Here is an 18,092-nt window from a genome sequence, read left to right on the forward strand (position 1 = left end):
CGTCACCGCGCCCCGCCATGCGCGGCGTCGCGCCGCCGCCGGGCGCCGCGCCTCGTGGTTCGTCGTGGCGCGCCCCGCCATGCCTCGAAACGAAGCATCCGCGCGCACGCCGGGGGACGCCGCTCCGCGCGCCGCACCATGACGATGCATCGCGTCTCGCCGATGCAACGCGCGGCCGCCGGATCGCATGCCCGGCGCGGCGCCGGGCCGCGATTGCGCTTATGATGGGCGCCTTGCATTTCGTTCCGGAACCACCTTCATGACATCCGCCGATTACGCCAGCCGCCAACGCGCGATCATTGCCGAACTGAACGTCGCCGCGCATTTCGACGTCGACGCCGAGATTACGCGCCGCGTCGATTTCCTCGCGCAGTACCTTCGTTCGACCGGCCTGCGGACCTACGTGCTCGGCATCAGCGGCGGCGTCGATTCGTCGACGGCCGGACGGCTCGCGCAGCTGGCGGTCGAACAGCTGCGCGCCGGCGGCTACGACGCCCGCTTCATCGCGATGCGCTTGCCGAACGGCGTGCAGAACGACGAAGCCGATGCGCAACGCGCGCTCGCGTTCGTGCGCGCGGACGAAACGTTCACGGTCGACGTCAAGCCCGCCGCCGACGCGATGCTCGCATCGCTCGTCGCGTCCGGCCACGCATTCGAAAACCCGGCCCAGCAGGACTTCGTGCACGGCAACATCAAGGCGCGCGAGCGCATGATCGCGCAGTACGCGGTGGCCGGCGCGCGGCGCGGCATCGTGATCGGCACCGACCACGCGGCCGAATCGCTGATGGGCTTCTTCACGAAATTCGGCGACGGCGGCGCGGACGTCCTGCCGCTCGCCGGCCTGAGCAAGCGCCGCGTGCGTGCGGTCGCCCGCGCGCTCGGCGGCGACGAACTGATCGTGATGAAGGTGCCGACGGCCGACCTCGAGGAACTGCGTCCGCTGCGCCCCGACGAGCACGCCTACGGCGTCACCTACGACGAAATCGACGATTTCCTCGAAGGCAAACCCGTCGCCGACAACGTGTACGAAACGGTGCTGCGCTTCTACGACGGTTCGCGCCACAAGCGCGCGCTGCCGTACACGCCGTTCGACTGGCCGGCCGCGTAAGCCGGCTCGTTCAGCCGCAACACCGCGCCGCGCGAACCCTGGCGGTTACGCGCGGCGCCTGCGCGACGGGCAACGCTACGCGTGCCCGCCCGCCTTCTTCGCCTGCAGTGCGCGAATCCGCAGCCGCGCGCCCGTATCGCTGACCGTCGCGTCGTACATCGTCGCGAGATCGCGCTTGAGCGCGGTGCGCGAACCGCCGTCGAGATACACCATGTGCCCGGACGGATAGAAACGCGCGGACAGGTTCTGCCGCACCTTCGGATCCTCGAGCGGCATCTGCTGCAGGTCGATCACGGTCTGGTAGAACGGCGTGACGAAATCGTAGAGGCCGTTCGCCGACAGCACCTTCAGGTCGACGTTCAGCGCCATCACCGCGGCGAGATCGCCCGCCGTGTAGAGGATCAGGTTCCCCTGCGCATCGATGCCCTGCTGCGCGCCGGTCGGGTCGATGTGGCTGAAGTCCCAGTTCCGGAACGCCTGGTCGTTCAGGTCCGTGAACGCGGAATTCGACGTGAACTTCAGCTGCTCGTTCAGGTAGCTGTTCCACATCGCCGTGTAGACGCCCGTCACGGCCGTCATCGTCGGATCGTTGCCGCCCGAGTTCGGGTCGATCTTGCCGGCGATGCCCGACGAGATCCCGGTCACGCGGCCGTCGTACGACCCGAGCGCGAGCCCCTGCGCGTGCAGCAGCGTCGTCAGGAACAGCGAATTGCCGCGCGTGTCGTAGCCCGCGATGTCGAGGCTCCACGACTGCAGCGTCGCGGTATCGATACCCGTGTATTGCGACAGCTTCTGCACGGCGGCCGGGTCCGCATGCGGAACCGTGCGCAGCGCGTTCAGGTAGTCGGTACGCGCGAATTGCGCGACTTCCTCGACGAACGCGCCGAGATCGGTCGGCGCGGGCGTGACGCCGAGCTTCTTGTGATACCACGCGTCGGCCGCCGCGGTCGGCAGCGCGCCGACCGGGTTGCCGGCCTGCCGGTAGTCAAGGATCGACGACTGCAGCGTGACGCCGTTCAGGTCGACGCCGTCCTCGTGCAGCTTGTACGCGAGCACGCAGCTGCGCGCGGTGCCGTACGACTCGCCGAACAGGTACTTCGGCGAATTCCAGCGGTTGTTCTTCGTCAGGTAGCGCTTGATGAACTGCTTCAGCGAATCCGCATCCTGGTCGACGCCCCAGAAATCGCGGTTCTTGTTCGGCGCGACGGCCGCCGAATAACCGGTGCCGACCGGGTTGATGAACACCAGGTCGCTGTGGTCGATCATGCTGTCCGGATTGTCTTCCATCTGATACGGCGCGGGCGGCGTGAACCCCGGCATCGACGTCCTGATGCGCTTCGGCGCGAACGAGCCGAGCAGCACGAACACCGACGACGACCCAGGCCCGCCGTTGTAGAAGAACGTGACGGGCCGCGTTTCCTCCTTCGCGCCGTCGGCCGTGAACGCGACGTAGAAGAGCTTCGCGGCCGGCAGCGAGCTGCTCGGGTCGACCGTCACGAGGTGGCCGGCCGTCGCCGTGTACGCGATGCGCTTGCCGTCGATCAGGATCGTGTGATGCGTGATCGCGGCCGCTTCGGTCGTGTCGGTCACCGAGTCGTCGGGACCGTTGCCGTACGCGACCGGATCGAAGAACGGCTGGTCGCGGCCGTGGCTCAGCGCGACCGGACTGATGGTCGGCGGCACGCCATGCGAATTGTGGTCGCCGTGATGCAGCGGATACACGCCGCCGGAAGATGCGGAATCGATGCCCATCGTGCTGCTCCTCGAGGTGAAAAAAGACGCGGGCAGGAAACCCGCGTCGCGTGGAAAGGCCGGTGCCGGCGCGTCAGCTCGACGGCTTGCGCGCGAGGATCGCCGCGAGTTTCGCGCCGTCGGGGCTGCCGAGGCCCGTGCACGCATCCCAGCCGGACGCGGCGGCATACGTGCCGTTCGAGCCTTTCGTGATGTCGCGCAGCGCGCCGGGATTCTTGTACAGCGCCGGGTTGATCCAGCCGGCCGATGCACTCGCCGCCGCACCGGCCGCCGCACTCGCCGCCGCACTCGCCGCCGCATTGATCCGCGCGATCAGCGCGGCCCACAACGGCGCGACCGCGCTCGTGCCGCCCATCACCGCGACCGTGCCGGCGACCGACACCTCGTAGCCCGTCTGCGGCGATGCATCGGCGGCAACGTCCGGCACGCCGCGCTTCGTGAGCGGCGTGGTGCTGCCGTCGGCGAGCGTGACGGTCAATCCCTGCTGCCATGCCGGCAGGTCGAACAGCGTGCTGACACCGCCGCCGCCCGCGCCGCCGCCGGCCGCCTCGTCGTTCCACGCGACTTCGCTGCGAATGCCCTGCCCCGGCAGCGCATCGAGCTGCGTGCCGCCGCAGCCGAGCACGTAAGGACTCGACGCCGGAAAGTCGACGTGATCCGTGCCGTCCTGCAGCCCGTCGCCCGAGCCGCTGTCGCCCGACGCCGCGCACACCGTGATCCCCTGCGCGGCGGCCGCCTGCAGCACGCGATTGAACGCATGCGCCGACTGCGCCTGCCAGATCGCTTCCGGCCCGCCCCAGCTGATCGAGATCACCGACGGCCGGTTGGTCTTGTCGGTGACGGCCGCGTTGACGGCCTGGATGAAGCCCGCGTCGCTGTTCGGCGCGAAATAGACGGCGAGCTTCGCGGCGGGCGCGATCGCACCGGCGATCTCGAGGTCGAGCGCGACTTCGCCGTCCGGGCCGTTCGCCTCGCCGGTCGGCGCATTGCGGCCGGTGCCGACGTTCACGTCGACAAGCGTCGGCGGCGTCTTGATGCCGAGCCCGCGGAAATACTGCTGGATATCGGCCGCGCGATAGCCGCCGCCGAGTTCGACGATCGCGATGCATTGTCCGGCACCATCGCCGGCCGGAAAGCCGTACAGCGACGCGAGCTGGATCGGCGTGAACGTGACGGCGGGCGCGCCGCGCGCGGGCTGGAACGGCGGACGCAGCCGGAAGTGCGGCCGCGCCTGCGGACGGCTGTCGAGGCCGAGCACGGCCGTGACGGCATCGCCGAGCTCGTCCGGCAGCGCGATCGGGCCCGAGCGGCCGCGGTACTGGCCGATCGAACGATGCTCGAAACGCTCGAGCTTCACGCTGAATGCCGCTTCGAACTGCTGGATCGAGCCGGACAGCACGACGACGCTTTCGACCGGATCGACGCGATCGACCGTGAGCTGGTGACGGCGCGCGAAGTCCTCGGTCTTGCGAATGTCGTCGGGATTGGCGGAGAAACGCTGCGCGAACGCTTCGCGCGACAGCGGTTTTGCCTGTGCGTCGCCGGTGGCGAGCTGCTGGACCAACGTGTCGAGTTGCCCTTCTTCCTGCCGCCGCAACATGATCGTGACGTGGATACGTTCTGCCGGATCGCACGGGCCGAGACACTTCGATTCGGCGACGATCCGGGGTTCACGGTCGGCGTCAAGATGCCTTGCCATGTTCAGACCCTCCTTGGTACCGCGTTGCACGGAACAGCCAGGAAATCGGACATAGCCGGCGGAAGTCGGTTCCGTTCGGTCAGTCGGTTCGCGAAAGCGCGAAGTTAAAGGGAGTTTAGATCAGTCAGACGATTTACGCGCACGCCCTTCCGCCCCAAGGCATGCCCGCGAAGCCCGGCATGGCGCGCGGGCCCGCGTTCGGCAGCGCGTCGCGGCTGCGCGGCAAGTCGACTGCGCGGCCGTGATGCAATGCAGCGGCTCAATCCATCGACAGGCGCAGCGCGAACCCGATCAGCGCCGCGGAAAACGTCCAGCGCTGGACCGTCTGCGCGAGCGGATGCGCGCGCATCCACGCCGCGATGCGCGACGCGCCGAACACGCATGCGAGGTCGAAACACACGCCGGCCGCGACGAGCAGCGCGCCGAGCTCGAACATCTGCCACACGACGGGCCCTGCCTCGGGGCGCACGAACTGCGGCAGCAGCACCGAGCAGAACAGCAGTGCCTTCGGATTCAGCAGGTTCGTCAGCAGCCCCTTGAAGAACGACTGCCGCAGTTCGCCCGGCGCCGCCGCATCGCCGTCGCCGAGCGCGAACACCGGCGAGCGGAACACCTGGATCGCGACGTAAGCGAGATAAAGCGCGCCGCCGTAGCGGATCACCTCGTACAGCCACGGCGCGCTGCGGATCAGCGCCGCGACGCCGCAGGCGGACAGCGTCACGTGCGCGGTGCGCGACAGCGACAGGCCGGCCGCCGCCGCCATGCCCGGGCGCACGCCGCGGCCGATGCTGGTCTGCAGCACGAGCGCCATGTCGGGCCCGGGCACCGCGTAGATGGCCGCCAGCGCGGCGAGATAAATCAACAGCAAATGCGTGGAAATCATGGTCTGCCCCCGTTCTTCAGTGACGATATGTTGCCGCCGGAGGCAGAGCGATTATTGGCCATCTTTGGCTCGAAATTGGCGCTATATAGCGGAATCCGCCACAATCACGGAATCCAGACAAGGATTCCTCCAACATGACCGAACTCGACAAAACCGATCGCGCGATCCTCGCCGCGGTGCAGCGCGACGGCCGCCTGCCGATCGCGCGTCTCGCCGATTCCGTCGGCCTGTCCGAGACGCCGTGCGCACGGCGCCTGAAGCGTCTCGAAAACGACGGCTACATCGAGCGCTACCGCGCGCAGCTGTCGCGCCAGGCGCTCGGCTTCGGCGTCGTCGCATTCGTGCTCGTGCGGTTCGCGACGCACGACCGCAAGGTCGCCGACCGGTTCGAACGGGAAGTGCTCGGCATCGAGCGGATCCTCGCGTGCCACAACGTCGCGGGCACGGCCGACTATCTGCTGCAGGTGGTCGCGCGCGATCTCGACGACTACGGTACGTTCCTGCGCGACTCGCTGCGGATGCTGCCGGGCGTCACGTCGATCGAATCGGCGTTGTCGTTGCGCGAGGTGAAGCACGATGCGGGGTTGCCGGTGCCGTGATGCGGCAGTGACCCTCTCCGGCGTGACATTCGTTCACGTTGCCGGCCTCAGGCGACCCCACGCGACCTCACACGACATCGGGCGATTGATGCGCGCGCTCGAGATCCTCGAGAAACGCTTCGACGAGCGGATCGCCGCGCCCGTCGCGCGCCACGACCATGTGGAACGTGACGTCGTAGTGCAGCTGGTCCGGATTGAGCGGCGCAAGCAGCCCCTGCGCGACATACGGCGCCGCAAAGTGCTGCGGCAGGTAGCCGAGATGATGGCCTGACAGGATCAGCAGCGCGACGGCCTCCATGTTGTCGGCGGTCGCCGTCACGCGATCGGGCGTCGTCGACATCTGCGCCTCCGGCAGCGGATACGAGCGCCACGCCCATTCGAATCCCGCGACGTCGGCCGGCGTCAGCGCGCCGGCGCGTTCGAACAGCGGATGGCCGCGCCCGCAGTACGCCACCTGCCGCTCGATGAACAGCGGCGTGTAGTGCAGCGACGGCACGCGGTGCCAGAAATAGCCGACCGCGATCTGGATCTCGTTGCTCAGCAGCTTTTCCTCGAGATCGCCCGGCGCGCGCACCGAGATCGAGAAGCGCACGGCCTCGTCGCGCGTGCGGAACGCGGCGATCGCCTCGGCGATCCGTGCGTTCTGGCTGACCGGCGTATGGCCGATCAGGCCGATGTGCAACGTGCCGACCAGCTGGCGGTCCATGTGCCGCGCCGCGATCCCGAATTCGTCGAGCGCGGCGAGCAGCTTGCGGCTCATCGCGTGGAACCGCTCGCCTTTCGGCGTGAGCCGGAAGCCGCTGCGGCCGCGCTCGCAGAGCCGGTAGCCGAGCCGTGTCTCGAGCGACGACAGCTGCGCGCTGATCGTCGACTGGCCGACGTTCAGGATCGCTTGCGCGGCCGACACGCCGCCCGCGTCCGTGACCGCGAGAAACACGCGGATCAACCGCAGATCGAGGGTCGACAGATTCCCCAGCACGCTATTCCCCTTTTGTTCCCCTTCCATACATCGATAAAAATCGATGTTTACGTCGATATCTTCGCATTCTTCTTTCCGGCCGGACGCGTAAAACTATGTGCCAGGCCGCGTCGAATGATACGGCAACCCCACATCGGAAGAGACAAGCCCATGAACGACCACACCCATTTCCAGCCGCTCGGCGGCAATGAAATGCCGCGCAGCGGCGGCATCGCGACGATGATGCGCCTGCCGCACGTGGCGAGCGCAGCCGGCCTCGACGCCTGTTTCGTCGGCGTGCCGTTCGACCTCGGCACCTCCAACCGCACCGGCGCGCGCTTCGGCCCGCGCCAGATCCGCACGGAATCCGTGCTGCTGCGCCCGTACAACATGGCCACGCGCGCCGCGCCCTTCGATTCGCTGCAGGTTGCCGATATCGGCGACGTCGCGATCAACCCGTACAACCTGCACGATTCGATCGCGCGCATCGAGGCTGCATACGACGCGATTCTCGAGCACGACTGCAAGCCGGTCACGCTCGGCGGCGACCATACGATCGCGCTGCCGATCCTGCGCGCGATCCACCGCAAGCACGGCAAGGTCGCATTGATCCACGTCGATGCACACGCCGACGTGAACGACACGATGATGGGCGAAAAGATCGCGCACGGCACGCCGTTCCGCCGCGCGGTCGAGGAAGGCCTGCTGCACGGCGACAAGGTCACGCAGATCGGCCTGCGCGGCACCGGCTACGCGGCCGAGGATTTCGACTGGTGCCGCGAGCAGGGCTTCCGCGTGGTCCAGGCCGAGGAATGCTGGAACAAGTCGCTCGCGCCGCTGATGGAAGAAGTGCGCGCGCGCATCGGCGACACGCCCGTCTACATCAGCTTCGACATCGACGGCATCGACCCGGCCTACGCGCCGGGCACCGGCACGCCGGAAATCGCGGGCCTCACGGTGCCGCAGGCGCTCGAGATCATCCGCGGCGCGAAGGGGCTGAACATCGTCGGCTGCGATCTCGTCGAAGTGGCGCCGCCGTACGACCCGTTCGGCACCACGGCCCTGCTCGGCGCGAACCTCGCGTACGAGCTGCTGTGCGTGCTGCCCGGCGTCGCCTATCGCGACTGATCCCGGCACGCGACCCATTCCAAATCAGAGAATTCCAGAGGAGCACATAACAGATGGGGACATCCGTCAAGCAACCGAAGCGGGCGGCGCTCGCTTCGTTCGTCGGCACCACGATCGAGTGGTACGACTTCTATAGCTACGCGACCGCCGCCGCCATCGTATTCGGGCCGCTGTTCTTCCCCGGTGAAAGCCGTTTCGTCAGCCTGCTCGCGTCGTTCGGCTCGTTCGCGGTCGGCTTCTTCGCGCGGCCGCTCGGCGGCGTGATGTTCGGCTATCTCGGCGACCGCTTCGGCCGCAAGCGCTCGCTGCTCGCGACGCTGATGCTGATGGCCGTGTCGACGGTCGCGATCGGCCTGCTGCCGACCCATGCGCAGGCCGGTGTGATCGCGCCGATCCTGCTGGTGCTGATGCGCGTGCTGCAAGGCATCGCGGTCGGCGGCGAATGGGGCGGCGCGGTGCTGCTCGCCGGCGAGCATGCGCCCGAAGGCAAGCGCACGTTCTTCGCGTCGTTCGCACAGCTCGGCAGCGCGAGCGGACTGATCCTGTCGATGCTCGCGTTCGGCGCGATCAGCGCGCTGTCGAAGGACGACATGATGAGCTGGGGCTGGCGCGTGCCGTTCCTCGCGAGCGCCGTGCTGCTGGCGGTCGGCTTCGTGATCCGCGCGAGCGTGTCCGAGTCGCCCGAGTTCGAGGAAGTCAGGAAGAGCGGCAACATCGCGCAAAAGCCGCTGCGTGAAGCGCTCAAGTACTGGCCGCTGCTGCTGCTCGCGATCGGCGCGAACGTGTACGGGATCGCCGGCGTGTATTTCAGCAACATCTTCATGATCAGCTACGCGACGCAGTTCCTGTCGCTCGACCGGTCGATGGTGCTGCATTGCATGACGATCGTCGCGGTGCTGCAGTTCGTCGTGCAGCTCGCCGCCGCGTTCCTCGCGCAGCGCTTCGGCACGACGCGCGTGCTGCTGATCACCGGCGCATGGGCCGCGATCGTGCCGTTCGTGATGCTGCCGCTCGTGCACCTGGGCACGCCGCTGTCGATCACGGTCGGCGTCGGCCTCGCGACGCTCGCGGAATCGGGCTACTACTCGGTGGTCGCGGGTTTCGTCAGCGGCATCTTCATCGCGCGCATCCGCTATACGGCGATCTCGATCGCGTACCAGGTGTGCGGCGCGCTCGCCGGCGGTCTCACGCCGCTCGTCGCCACGCTGATCGCGCAGAACACTGCGCCGCAATGGTGGCCGCTCGCGATCCAGTACACGAGCGCCGCCGTGCTGTCGTCGGTGTGCGTGTGGCTGATCTCGCGCCGCGTCAGCATCGACGATGCCGGCGCGCCCGGCAGGGCGGACGAAGCGCTGCCGCGCGGTGCGCGTACCGCGTAACCTCACGCAAACGGGCAGGCGACATCGCCTGCCCGTTTGCATCGGGCGTCGGGCGATACGCCGCTACCCCCGCCTCGCCCCGAACATTCATTGCGACAAACGGCCCGCCCATGCGGGCCGCTTGCTTGCCGCCCGATCGTCGATCGGGACGGCCGGCGCGCAGCGTTCACGCGTCATTGCACCTGGCTGCGCAGCGCTTTCGCCGCAGCGACCATGTTCGTCAGCGCCGGAATCACTTCCGCCCACTGACGCGTCTTCAGCCCGCAGTCCGGGTTCACCCACAGGCGCTCCGCCGGAATCCGCTCCGCCGCCTTCTTCATCATGCCGACGATGTGATCCTGCGTCGGGATGTTCGGCGAATGGATGTCGTACACGCCCGGCCCGATCTCGTTCGGATACCTGAAGCTGTCGAACGCGTCGAGCAGCTCCATGTCCGAGCGCGACGTCTCGATCGTGATCACGTCCGCATCCATGTCGGCGATCGACGCGATGATGTCGTTGAACTCCGAATAGCACATGTGCGTATGAATCTGCGTATCGTCCCGCACACCGTTCGCGGCGATGCGGAACGACTCGACCGCCCACTTCAGGTACGCGCCCCATTGCGCGCGACGCAGCGGCAGCCCTTCGCGCAGCGCGGCCTCGTCGATCTGGATCACGCGCACGCCGGCCTGCTCGAGATCCAGCACTTCGTCGCGGATCGCGAGCGCGAGCTGATGGCACGACACCGAACGCGGCTGGTCGTCGCGCACGAACGACCAGTTCAGGATCGTCACCGGGCCGGTCAGCATGCCCTTCATCGGCTTGTTCGTCAGCGACTGCGCGTACGTGATCCATTCGACCGTCATCGCCTTCGGGCGGCTGATGTCGCCGAACAGGATCGGCGGCTTCACGCAGCGCGAACCGTACGACTGCACCCAGCCGAACTGGCTGAATGCGTAGCCGTCGAGCTGCTCGCCGAAGTATTCGACCATGTCGTTGCGTTCGGCTTCGCCGTGCACGAGCACGTCGAGCTCGAGCGATTCCTGTTCGCGCACGCTGCGCGCGATTTCCGCCTGCATCGCTGCGCGGTAGCCGGCTTCATCCAGCGCGCCGGCCTTGAACCGGCTGCGCGCCTGGCGGATCTCGGCAGTCTGCGGGAACGAGCCGATCGTCGTCGTCGGGAAGGCCGGCAGGTTCAGGCGCGCCGACTGCTTCGGCGCACGCTGCGGGTACGGGCTCGCACGGTTGCCGAGCTGCGCGTCGATGCGCGCGATCGCGGCCTTCACCGCCGGGTTGTTCACGCGCGGCGAGCGACGGCGCGAGCCGATCGCGGCCGCGTTCGCGGCGAGCGCGTCGGCCACCTCGTCGCGGCCTTCGTTCAGCGCGGTCGCGAGCACCTTCAGTTCGTCGAGCTTCTGCAGCGCGAATGCGAGCCACGAGCGGATCTCCTCGTCGAGCGTCTGCTCGCTCGCGAGATCGACCGGCACGTGCAGCAGCGAGCACGACGGTGCGAGCCACAGGCGCTCGCCCAGTTGCTTCGCGAGCGGCTCGAGCCAGTCGAGCGCCGCGTTCAGGTCCGTCTTCCAGATGTTGCGTCCGTTGATCGCGCCGACCGACAGCACGCGCCCGGGCGGCAGTTCGCGCACGAGCGCGTCGATTTCGTCGCGGGCGTTGATCGCGTCGACATGCAGCCCGTCGACCGGCAGCGAAGCCGCGAGCGCCAGGTTGTCCTGCAGCTGGCCGAAATACGTCGCGAGCAGCAGCTTGATGCGGCGCGTCTCGAGCGCGTCGTATGCCGTGCGCAGCGCCTGGCGCCATGCGGCGTCGAGTTCGGTCACGAGGATCGGCTCGTCGATCTGCACCCATTCGACGCCTTGCGCGGTCAGCGTGTCGAGCAGCGCGCCATATACCGGCAGCAGCTTCGGCAGCAGCGCGAGGCGATCGGAATCGTCCTTCGCCTTGCCGAGCCACAGATACGTGACGGGGCCGAGGATCACCGGCTTCGCGGCGACGCCTTGCGCCTGCGCTTCCGCCAGTTGCTGGAGCAGGCGCGACGGATCGAGCGAGAAGTTCGTATCCGCATGGAATTCCGGGACGATGTAGTGATAGTTCGTGTCGAACCACTTCGTCATTTCACCGGCCGCGACTCCGCCGCAGCATGCCGCGTGTGCTTCCGCCGACTGCGCCGAGCGGCCGCGCGCGACGCGGAAATAGTTGTCGAGCGCATCGCCATGGAAGTCCTGCACGCGTTTCGGCAGGTTGCCGAGCGTGAAGCTCATGTCGAGCACCTGGTCGTAGAACGCGAAATCGCCGATCGGCACGAGATCGAGGTCGCGCTGGTCGTTCCAGTGGCGCTGGCGAAGTTCGGCGCCGAGCGCCTTCAGCTCGTCGCGCGACGACTCGCCCTTCCAGTAGCGTTCGAGACCGAACTTGAGTTCGCGCTTCGCGCCGATGCGCGGAAAACCGAGGTTGTGGGTCGTAACCATGAAGCTGCCGTCCTGAAGAAATAGTCGATCCGGCCGCCATCATAGGGATTTCATTCCATGAAATAAAATGGCATTATTTCATTCATCCATTAAATCTGTTCATGTATCTGTCGGGCAAGCGATACCCATGCTGGAACGATTCCATCTCGTCGTGATCCGCGAAGTCGAGCGCCAGGGCTCGTTGACCGCGGCCGCCAACGCGCTGCATCTCACGCAATCGGCGCTCAGCCATACCGTCCGGAAAATCGAGCAGCAACTCGGCACGCCGATCTGGGACCGCGAAGGCCGCGGCCTGCGGCTCACGCAGGGCGGGCAGTATCTGCTGAAGCTGGCGAACCGGCTGCTGCCGCAGTTCGAGCTCGCCGAGGAGCGCATGAAGCAGTACGCGAAGGGCGAGCGCGGCACGCTGCGCATCGGGATGGAGTGCCATCCGTGCTACCAATGGCTGCTGAAGGTCGTGTCGCCGTACCTGTCGCGCTGGCCGGACGTCGACGTCGACGTGAAGCAGCGCTTCCAGTTCGGCGGCATCGGAGCGCTGTTCGGCCATGACATCGACGTGCTCGTGACGCCCGACCCGCTGAACAAGCCGGGCCTGCGCTTCGATCCCGTGTTCGATTACGAACAGGTGCTGGTGGTCGCGGACGCGCATCGTTTCGCGAACGCCGACTACGTGACGCCCGAGCAGCTGACCGACGAGATCCTGATCACCTACCCGGTCGAGACCGACCGGCTCGACATCTACAACCAGTTCCTGACGCCGGCCGGCATCGTGCCGCGGCGTCACAAGTCGATCGAGACGACCGACATCATGCTGCAGATGGTGGCGAGCGGGCGCGGCGTGGCCGCGCTGCCAAGATGGCTTGCAGACGAATACGCGGACCGGATGCCGGTCGTGCCGGTCAAGCTCGGCAAGAAAGGGATCGCGAAACAGATCTTCCTCGGCATCCGCGAGGCGGATGCGTCGATCGACTATCTGGCCGCATTCGTCGCGCTGGCGCGTGAATCGACATGGAGCGCGCCGCGCATGCTGCGCTAGCGACGCTCGCGCCATGCGCGCTTCCCGCGGCCCGCATGCCGGTGCGCGGGCCTGTTCACGAAATGGATGACGACGCGAGCCGGCATGACATGTCGCAATTCGACGTCACGGCACCCTCCCCTTACACACCCGTAAGACGATGATTCGACGTCTCGACTGTCATCAAACTGACTGGTAGCGAAAGCTAGGATCGGACGCGGTTCCCTTACGAGATGCCGTCATGAATCAACCTGCTTCGTCCGCACCGAACAATTCGGGTTCCGTCGAACGCACCAGGCAGGTCGGCTATGCCGTCTTTCTGCTGGTGCTCGCGTTCGGCGCCCTCTATATCGCCACGCACCTGATCGCCGACCTGTCGCCGGTCCGCGAAGGCTCGCTGTTTCCGTACCTGATGCTCGGCGCCGCGCTGCTGATCGCGCTCGGCTTCGAATTCGTCAACGGCTTCCACGACACTGCAAACGCGGTCGCCACCGTGATCTATACGCACTCGCTGACGCCGAACGTCGCGGTGATCTGGTCCGGCATGTGGAACTTCCTCGGCGTGATGGTCTCGAGCGGCGCCGTCGCGTTCGGCATCCTGCAGTTGCTGCCGGTCGAGCTGATCCTGCAGGTCGGCAGCGGCGCAGGCTTCGCGATGGTGTTCGCGCTGCTGATCGCCGCGATCGTGTGGAACCTCGCGACCTGGTATTTCGGATTGCCGTCGTCGAGCTCGCATACGCTGATCGGGTCGATCATCGGCGTCGGTCTGATGAACCAGCTGATGCACGGGCCGTCGGGCACGAGCGGTGTCGACTGGGCCCAGGCGCTCGGCGTCGGCAAGTCGCTGCTGTTCTCGCCGATCGTCGGCTTCCTGTGCGCGGCACTGCTGCTGCTCGTGCTGAAGGCGCTCGTGCGGGTTCCGGAGTTGTACAAGGAGCCGCCGAAGGATCAGCCGCCGCCGTTCTGGATTCGCTGCCTGCTGATCCTGACCTGCACGGGCGTGTCGTTCGCGCACGGGTCGAACGACGGGCAGAAAGGGATGGGCCTCATCATGCTGATCCTGATCGGCACGGTGCCGACCGCGTACGCGCTGAACAAGGCCGTCACGCCGGCCGAAACGCAGACCTTCGTCGCCGTCGCGAACCAGGCTGCCGCGACGTTCGGGAAGTACACGAACGGCGTCGCGCCGTCCGCGAACCCGCGTGCCGACGTCGAACACTACGTGCAGCATCGTGAACTGACGCCCGCGGTGCTGCCGGCCGTGCAGCAGCTGTCCGCGTCGCTCGCGAACGCGGTCGGCGCGTCGGGGTCGATGGCGGCGGTGCCGCAACGCGACGTCGACAACGTGCGCAACACGATGTATCTGGTGTCCGAAGCCATTCGCCTGATCGAGAAGTCGGGGCAGCCCGCGTTCGTCGCCGACGACAAGCTCGCGATCGACAACTATCGCAAGCAGCTCGACCACGCGACCAAGTTCATCCCGACCTGGGTGAAGGTGGCTGTCGCGATCGCACTGGGCCTCGGCACGATGGTCGGCTGGAAACGGATCGTCGTGACCGTCGGCGAGAAAATCGGCAAGCAGCATTTGACGTATGGGCAGGGCGCGTCGGCCGAACTCGTCGCGATGCTGACGATCGGCGCCGCCGACGTGTACGGGCTGCCCGTGTCGACGACGCACGTGCTGTCGTCGGGTGTCGCGGGCACGATGGCGGCGAACGGATCCGGGTTGCAGTGGAGCACGGTGCGCAGCCTCGTGCTCGCGTGGGTGCTGACGCTGCCCGCGTCGATCGTACTGGCTGGCGGGCTCTACTGGTTGTTCCGGTCGGTGGCTTGATCGGGGAAGCGGCGCGTGGCCGGTGAAAACCGGTCGCCTGCCGTGGAAGGTTCCGCAGTCGCTTCTCTGCTTCTGCGCTTCTGCGCTCCGACACATCGCGGCAACCGATGTGCCCGTGCCGCATTCCCAACCTTTCCCTCCCCCTTCCGAATTGAAGCGCAAGATCTGGAGCGCGCCGGCACGCGGACGCCGCTAGACTGGGTTCATCGACTTTCATCGTGGCTTCAACCGTGCACGCGACGCTGGCGAGTATTTCGCGCGACCGTACGGCGCCACACTGCTGACGAACCGAGGGATGCCCGTGAATATCGCCGATCTGCAACCTGCCGTCGAATCGCCGGACATCGCGCAACGCGTCGACGCAATCGACTGGTCGACCGCCGATGTCGAGCTCGATCGCTACGGATGTGCGCGGGTACCGGGTCTGATTTCCACAAGCGAGTGCGATGCGCTTGCCTCGCTCTATGCGCGGGATGCGCTCTACCGTTCACGCGTCGTGATGGCACGGCACGGGTTCGGGCGCGGCGAATACAAATACTTCGCGTACCCGCTGCCCGCGGTCGTCGCCGAGTTGCGTGCGACGCTCTATCCGCATCTCGCGCCGATCGCGAATCGCTGGAACCGGGCACTCGAGATCGACGTCCGCTATCCGAAAGAGCACCGGACCTTCCTCGATCGCTGCCACGCGGCGGGGCAGACACGCCCGACGCCGCTGATCCTGCAATACGGGCCGGACGACTACAACTGTCTCCATCAAGACCTGTATGGCGAGCATGTCTTTCCGCTCCAGGTCGCGATCCTGTTGTCGGCACCCGGGCGGGATTTCACGGGCGGCGAGTTCGTGCTGACGGAACAACGGCCACGCATGCAGTCACGCGCGGAAGTGGTGCCGCTCATGCAAGGCGACGCGGTGATCTTCGCCGTTCACGGCAGGCCCGTGCAGGGAACGCGCGGCGTCTACCGCGTCAACTTGCGCCATGGAGTGAGCAGAATTCGAAGCGGCCACCGCCACACGGTCGGCATCATCTTCCATGACGCACAGTGACGGCCCGCGGAACGAACATGACGCTGTCGCGCCATTCGGCCCGCGGACGGGGTCGTGCAACCGGCACCGCACGTCGGTGCTCGAGGCTCGTTGTACCGTGGCGTCGCCGTACGGTCCGCTCATCACCCGCGGTAACGGAAAACGGGTTGTGCCGCCCGTCGGACCATCGTCGCCTTGAACGATCGATGTTTCGGGTGAGCGACGAAAAGCCACCGCCCTCACCTGTCGCGACGCCAAGGCAACGCGAGATCCGGCCTACCCTCGGGCCACATTTGCCCGCAGGCGGTCGCCAGCATCGGAAGCCAGCCGCGCATAGCCCGGCAGCGTCAGCAGCGCGAGCACGCCCGCCGCAACGAACGCCCAGCGAAAATCGTCGAGTACGTAGTGCACGCCGGCCGCGTCGCCACGTACCAACGCCGCGAGCCGCAGCGACAACGCACCGAATGCGATCCCCATCCCGATCGTCATCTGCTGCGCGGCGCTCCACAGCGTGCTGGCCGCGCTCGTCTGCCGGGCCGGGATATCCGCATACGCCAGCGTCGCGAGCGTCGTGAACTGCATCGACCGCGTGAGCCCGTAGACGAATACGACGAACAGCGTGATCGCCAGCGGCGTCGACGCGGTCAGCCAGCCGCACGCGATCGTGAAGATTCCGACGATCGTCACGTCGACGAGCGCAACGCGCCGGAAACCGAAGCGGTCGAGGATCCACGACGTTCCCGCCTTCATCCCGAGATTGCCGAGCGCGCTCGCGAGCAGCAGCAGGCCGGACTGGAACGGCGACAGCCCGAAGCCGATCTGGAACAGCAGCGGCAGCAGATAAGGCACGGCGTTGATCGCCATCCGCGTGATCGAGCCGGTGATCACCGTCACCGAGAACGTCGGCACCCTCAGCGTCGTGAAATCGAGCAGCGGGTGGGCGCAGCGTTGCGCGTGCATCCACGCGGCGATGCCGAACAGCACGCTCGCCCCCACCAGAATGCCCGCGCGCGCGAAGTCGACGTCCTGCTGGCCGGCCGCTTCGGTACCGATCAGCAGACAGGTCAACGCTCCGCCGGCCAGGACGAACCCGACCCAGTCAAGCGGCCGTTGCTCATCGGCCCGTGTATTCCGGACGATCAGCCAGGTACAGACGAGCGCGGCGATGCCGAACGGGACATTCAACAGGAAGATCCATCGCCATGACGCGTAGGTCGTGATGAAGCCACCGATCGGCGGCCCGACGACCGGCGCGACGATGCCCGGCCACGTAATCGTCGCGATCGCACGCATCAGCCTGGCCTTCTCGGTGCTGCGCACGACGATCATCCGTCCGACCGGCACCATCATCGCCCCGCCGACACCCTGCAGCAGTCGCGCGGCCGTGAACGTCACCACGCCCTCGGACAGCCCGCACAGCACCGACGCACCGGTAAAGACGAAGATGGCCGTGGCGAACACCGTACGCGAGCCATAGCGATCCGCGATCCAGCCGCTGATCGGGATGAACACCGCGAGCGCCAGCATGTAGGCTGTCATCCCGAGGCTCAACGCGTTCGGCCCGACGCCGAACGAGCGCGCCATCTGCGGCAACGCGGTCGCGATCACGGTCGTGTCGAGATACTCCATGAAGAATGTTGCGGCGACGAGGTACGGCAGGAAGTCGGTCGTCCGACCACCTTGGGCAGGGCTGTCAGTCATGAACGGTACAGGAGACGGAATACGAGGATGCCGAGTTCCGGCAGGTGCAGACGAGGCCGGTAATCGGGACGAGTGGCGATATTACCCTGAAGGATTGATTGTCCGCTCTGTCGGGCATGTCGCGCGAATGGACTTTATGCGCATAGATTTTTATGACGATATTGCGCCGCGTTGGCCGAATGGTGCACACGATCAGTATCGACGCGACACATTGAGGGACCTGTGGACCAAGCCGGGGGATTCCGCTGCAAGGCGGCATTTCCAGGTAATTGCGAACCAACGTCACGCGTTGTCGGCCATTACGACGTCATCGTCATGCCCCGCAACATTGACTGGTGCTGACAGATGGCGGATTGGTGTGATCTGGAGAAGGGTGTACCAGGCAGATCTCGGTGGGCAGAGTGGTGGGTTGTTCGAGCACCGTGGGTACATGAATTAATGCCATCGGCGCCCCAGCTCCAGCCACGTTGCACTTCGCCATTGCGCGCGCATTTCTGCAGCGCAAATGCAAAAACCCCCGCCTTTTCGGGCGGGGGTTTTTGGC

At 66.7% G+C, this 18,092-nt stretch carries 13 protein-coding genes; 7 read left to right on the forward strand and 6 right to left on the reverse strand.

Features of this window, described 5'->3' with window-relative positions; translation table 11 throughout:
- Positions 1-259: 259 nt before the first annotated feature.
- Positions 260-1,108: an ammonia-dependent NAD(+) synthetase gene (gene nadE / locus U4012_RS31495; RefSeq protein WP_044848784.1), complete on the forward strand. Its 849-nt coding sequence runs from the start codon at positions 260-262 to the stop codon at positions 1,106-1,108.
- A 75-nt stretch (positions 1,109-1,183) separates the two neighbouring features.
- Here nadE and U4012_RS31500 read toward each other — a convergent pair whose 3' ends face one another.
- The 3 genes from U4012_RS31500 to U4012_RS31510 all read right to left on the reverse strand — a co-directional run bounded on the left by U4012_RS31500 (position 1,184) and on the right by U4012_RS31510 (position 5,442).
- A complete protein-coding gene (locus U4012_RS31500) occupies positions 1,184-2,860 on the reverse strand; it encodes a S10 family serine carboxypeptidase-like protein (protein WP_321803362.1) in 1,677 nt (558 codons plus the stop codon).
- A 73-nt stretch (positions 2,861-2,933) separates the two neighbouring features.
- Entirely contained in the window at positions 2,934-4,559 is a 1,626-nt protein-coding gene (locus U4012_RS31505) for a S53 family peptidase (protein WP_321803364.1), read from the reverse strand.
- Between the two features lie 259 nt (positions 4,560-4,818).
- Positions 4,819-5,442, reverse strand: a complete 624-nt coding sequence (locus U4012_RS31510; protein WP_044848787.1) for a LysE family translocator — start codon at positions 5,440-5,442, stop codon at positions 4,819-4,821.
- Between the two features lie 134 nt (positions 5,443-5,576).
- Between U4012_RS31510 and U4012_RS31515 the strand changes: the two genes are divergently transcribed.
- Positions 5,577-6,041, forward strand: a complete 465-nt coding sequence (locus U4012_RS31515) for an Lrp/AsnC family transcriptional regulator (protein WP_044848788.1) — start codon at positions 5,577-5,579, stop codon at positions 6,039-6,041.
- Positions 6,042-6,108: 67 nt separating this feature from the next.
- Here U4012_RS31515 and U4012_RS31520 read toward each other — a convergent pair whose 3' ends face one another.
- A complete protein-coding gene (locus U4012_RS31520; RefSeq protein WP_044848789.1) occupies positions 6,109-7,020 on the reverse strand; it encodes a LysR family transcriptional regulator in 912 nt (303 codons plus the stop codon).
- 150 nt (positions 7,021-7,170) lie between these two features.
- Between U4012_RS31520 and speB the strand changes: the two genes are divergently transcribed.
- Positions 7,171-8,127 carry an agmatinase gene (gene speB / locus U4012_RS31525; protein WP_124488694.1) on the forward strand — a complete coding sequence of 319 codons (957 nt, stop codon included), beginning with the start codon at positions 7,171-7,173 and terminating at the stop codon, positions 8,125-8,127.
- Positions 8,128-8,180: 53 nt separating this feature from the next.
- Positions 8,181-9,506 (forward strand): MFS transporter, encoded by a 1,326-nt coding sequence (locus U4012_RS31530; RefSeq protein WP_321803367.1) that lies wholly within the window; start codon positions 8,181-8,183, stop codon positions 9,504-9,506.
- 173 nt (positions 9,507-9,679) lie between these two features.
- Here U4012_RS31530 and metE read toward each other — a convergent pair whose 3' ends face one another.
- Complete coding sequence (gene metE / locus U4012_RS31535; protein WP_321803368.1) at positions 9,680-11,974, reverse strand: 5-methyltetrahydropteroyltriglutamate--homocysteine S-methyltransferase; 2,295 nt, start codon at positions 11,972-11,974, stop codon at positions 9,680-9,682.
- Positions 11,975-12,101: 127 nt separating this feature from the next.
- Between metE and U4012_RS31540 the strand changes: the two genes are divergently transcribed.
- The 3 genes from U4012_RS31540 (at position 12,102) to U4012_RS31550 (ending at position 15,868) form a co-directional block, all read left to right on the forward strand.
- Entirely contained in the window at positions 12,102-13,010 is a 909-nt protein-coding gene (locus U4012_RS31540; RefSeq protein ID WP_124488697.1) for a LysR family transcriptional regulator, read from the forward strand.
- Positions 13,011-13,230: 220 nt separating this feature from the next.
- Positions 13,231-14,823: an inorganic phosphate transporter gene (locus tag U4012_RS31545; protein WP_321803371.1), complete on the forward strand. Its 1,593-nt coding sequence runs from the start codon at positions 13,231-13,233 to the stop codon at positions 14,821-14,823.
- A gap of 301 nt (positions 14,824-15,124) precedes the next feature.
- Complete coding sequence (locus U4012_RS31550; RefSeq protein WP_321803377.1) at positions 15,125-15,868, forward strand: 2OG-Fe(II) oxygenase; 744 nt, start codon at positions 15,125-15,127, stop codon at positions 15,866-15,868.
- A 255-nt stretch (positions 15,869-16,123) separates the two neighbouring features.
- On the opposite strand, the gene U4012_RS31555 is transcribed toward U4012_RS31550, so the two are convergent.
- The gene (locus tag U4012_RS31555) at positions 16,124-17,548 is read right to left on the reverse strand and encodes a DHA2 family efflux MFS transporter permease subunit (RefSeq protein ID WP_321803373.1); all 1,425 of its coding nucleotides are present in this window, start codon (positions 17,546-17,548) and stop codon (positions 16,124-16,126) included.
- Positions 17,549-18,092: the final 544 nt, after the last annotated feature.

This window comes from Burkholderia sp. BCC1988, assembly GCF_905339895.1.
GTDB lineage: Bacteria > Pseudomonadota > Gammaproteobacteria > Burkholderiales > Burkholderiaceae > Burkholderia.

What these genes read in the sequence shown, in the direction of transcription:
- nadE (WP_044848784.1), top strand. Translation starts at nt 260, where the DNA reads ATGACATCCGCCGATTACGCCAGCCGCCAACGCGCGATCATTGCCGAA.
- U4012_RS31500 (WP_321803362.1), bottom strand. Translation starts at nt 2,860, where the DNA reads ATGGGCATCGATTCCGCATCTTCCGGCGGCGTGTATCCGCTGCATCAC.
- U4012_RS31505 (WP_321803364.1), bottom strand. Translation starts at nt 4,559, where the DNA reads ATGGCAAGGCATCTTGACGCCGACCGTGAACCCCGGATCGTCGCCGAA.
- U4012_RS31510 (WP_044848787.1), bottom strand. Translation starts at nt 5,442, where the DNA reads ATGATTTCCACGCATTTGCTGTTGATTTATCTCGCCGCGCTGGCGGCC.
- U4012_RS31515 (WP_044848788.1), top strand. Translation starts at nt 5,577, where the DNA reads ATGACCGAACTCGACAAAACCGATCGCGCGATCCTCGCCGCGGTGCAG.
- speB (WP_124488694.1), top strand. Translation starts at nt 7,171, where the DNA reads ATGAACGACCACACCCATTTCCAGCCGCTCGGCGGCAATGAAATGCCG.
- U4012_RS31530 (WP_321803367.1), top strand. Translation starts at nt 8,181, where the DNA reads ATGGGGACATCCGTCAAGCAACCGAAGCGGGCGGCGCTCGCTTCGTTC.
- metE (WP_321803368.1), bottom strand. Translation starts at nt 11,974, where the DNA reads ATGGTTACGACCCACAACCTCGGTTTTCCGCGCATCGGCGCGAAGCGC.
- U4012_RS31540 (WP_124488697.1), top strand. Translation starts at nt 12,102, where the DNA reads ATGCTGGAACGATTCCATCTCGTCGTGATCCGCGAAGTCGAGCGCCAG.
- U4012_RS31545 (WP_321803371.1), top strand. Translation starts at nt 13,231, where the DNA reads ATGAATCAACCTGCTTCGTCCGCACCGAACAATTCGGGTTCCGTCGAA.
- U4012_RS31555 (WP_321803373.1), bottom strand. Translation starts at nt 17,548, where the DNA reads ATGACTGACAGCCCTGCCCAAGGTGGTCGGACGACCGACTTCCTGCCG.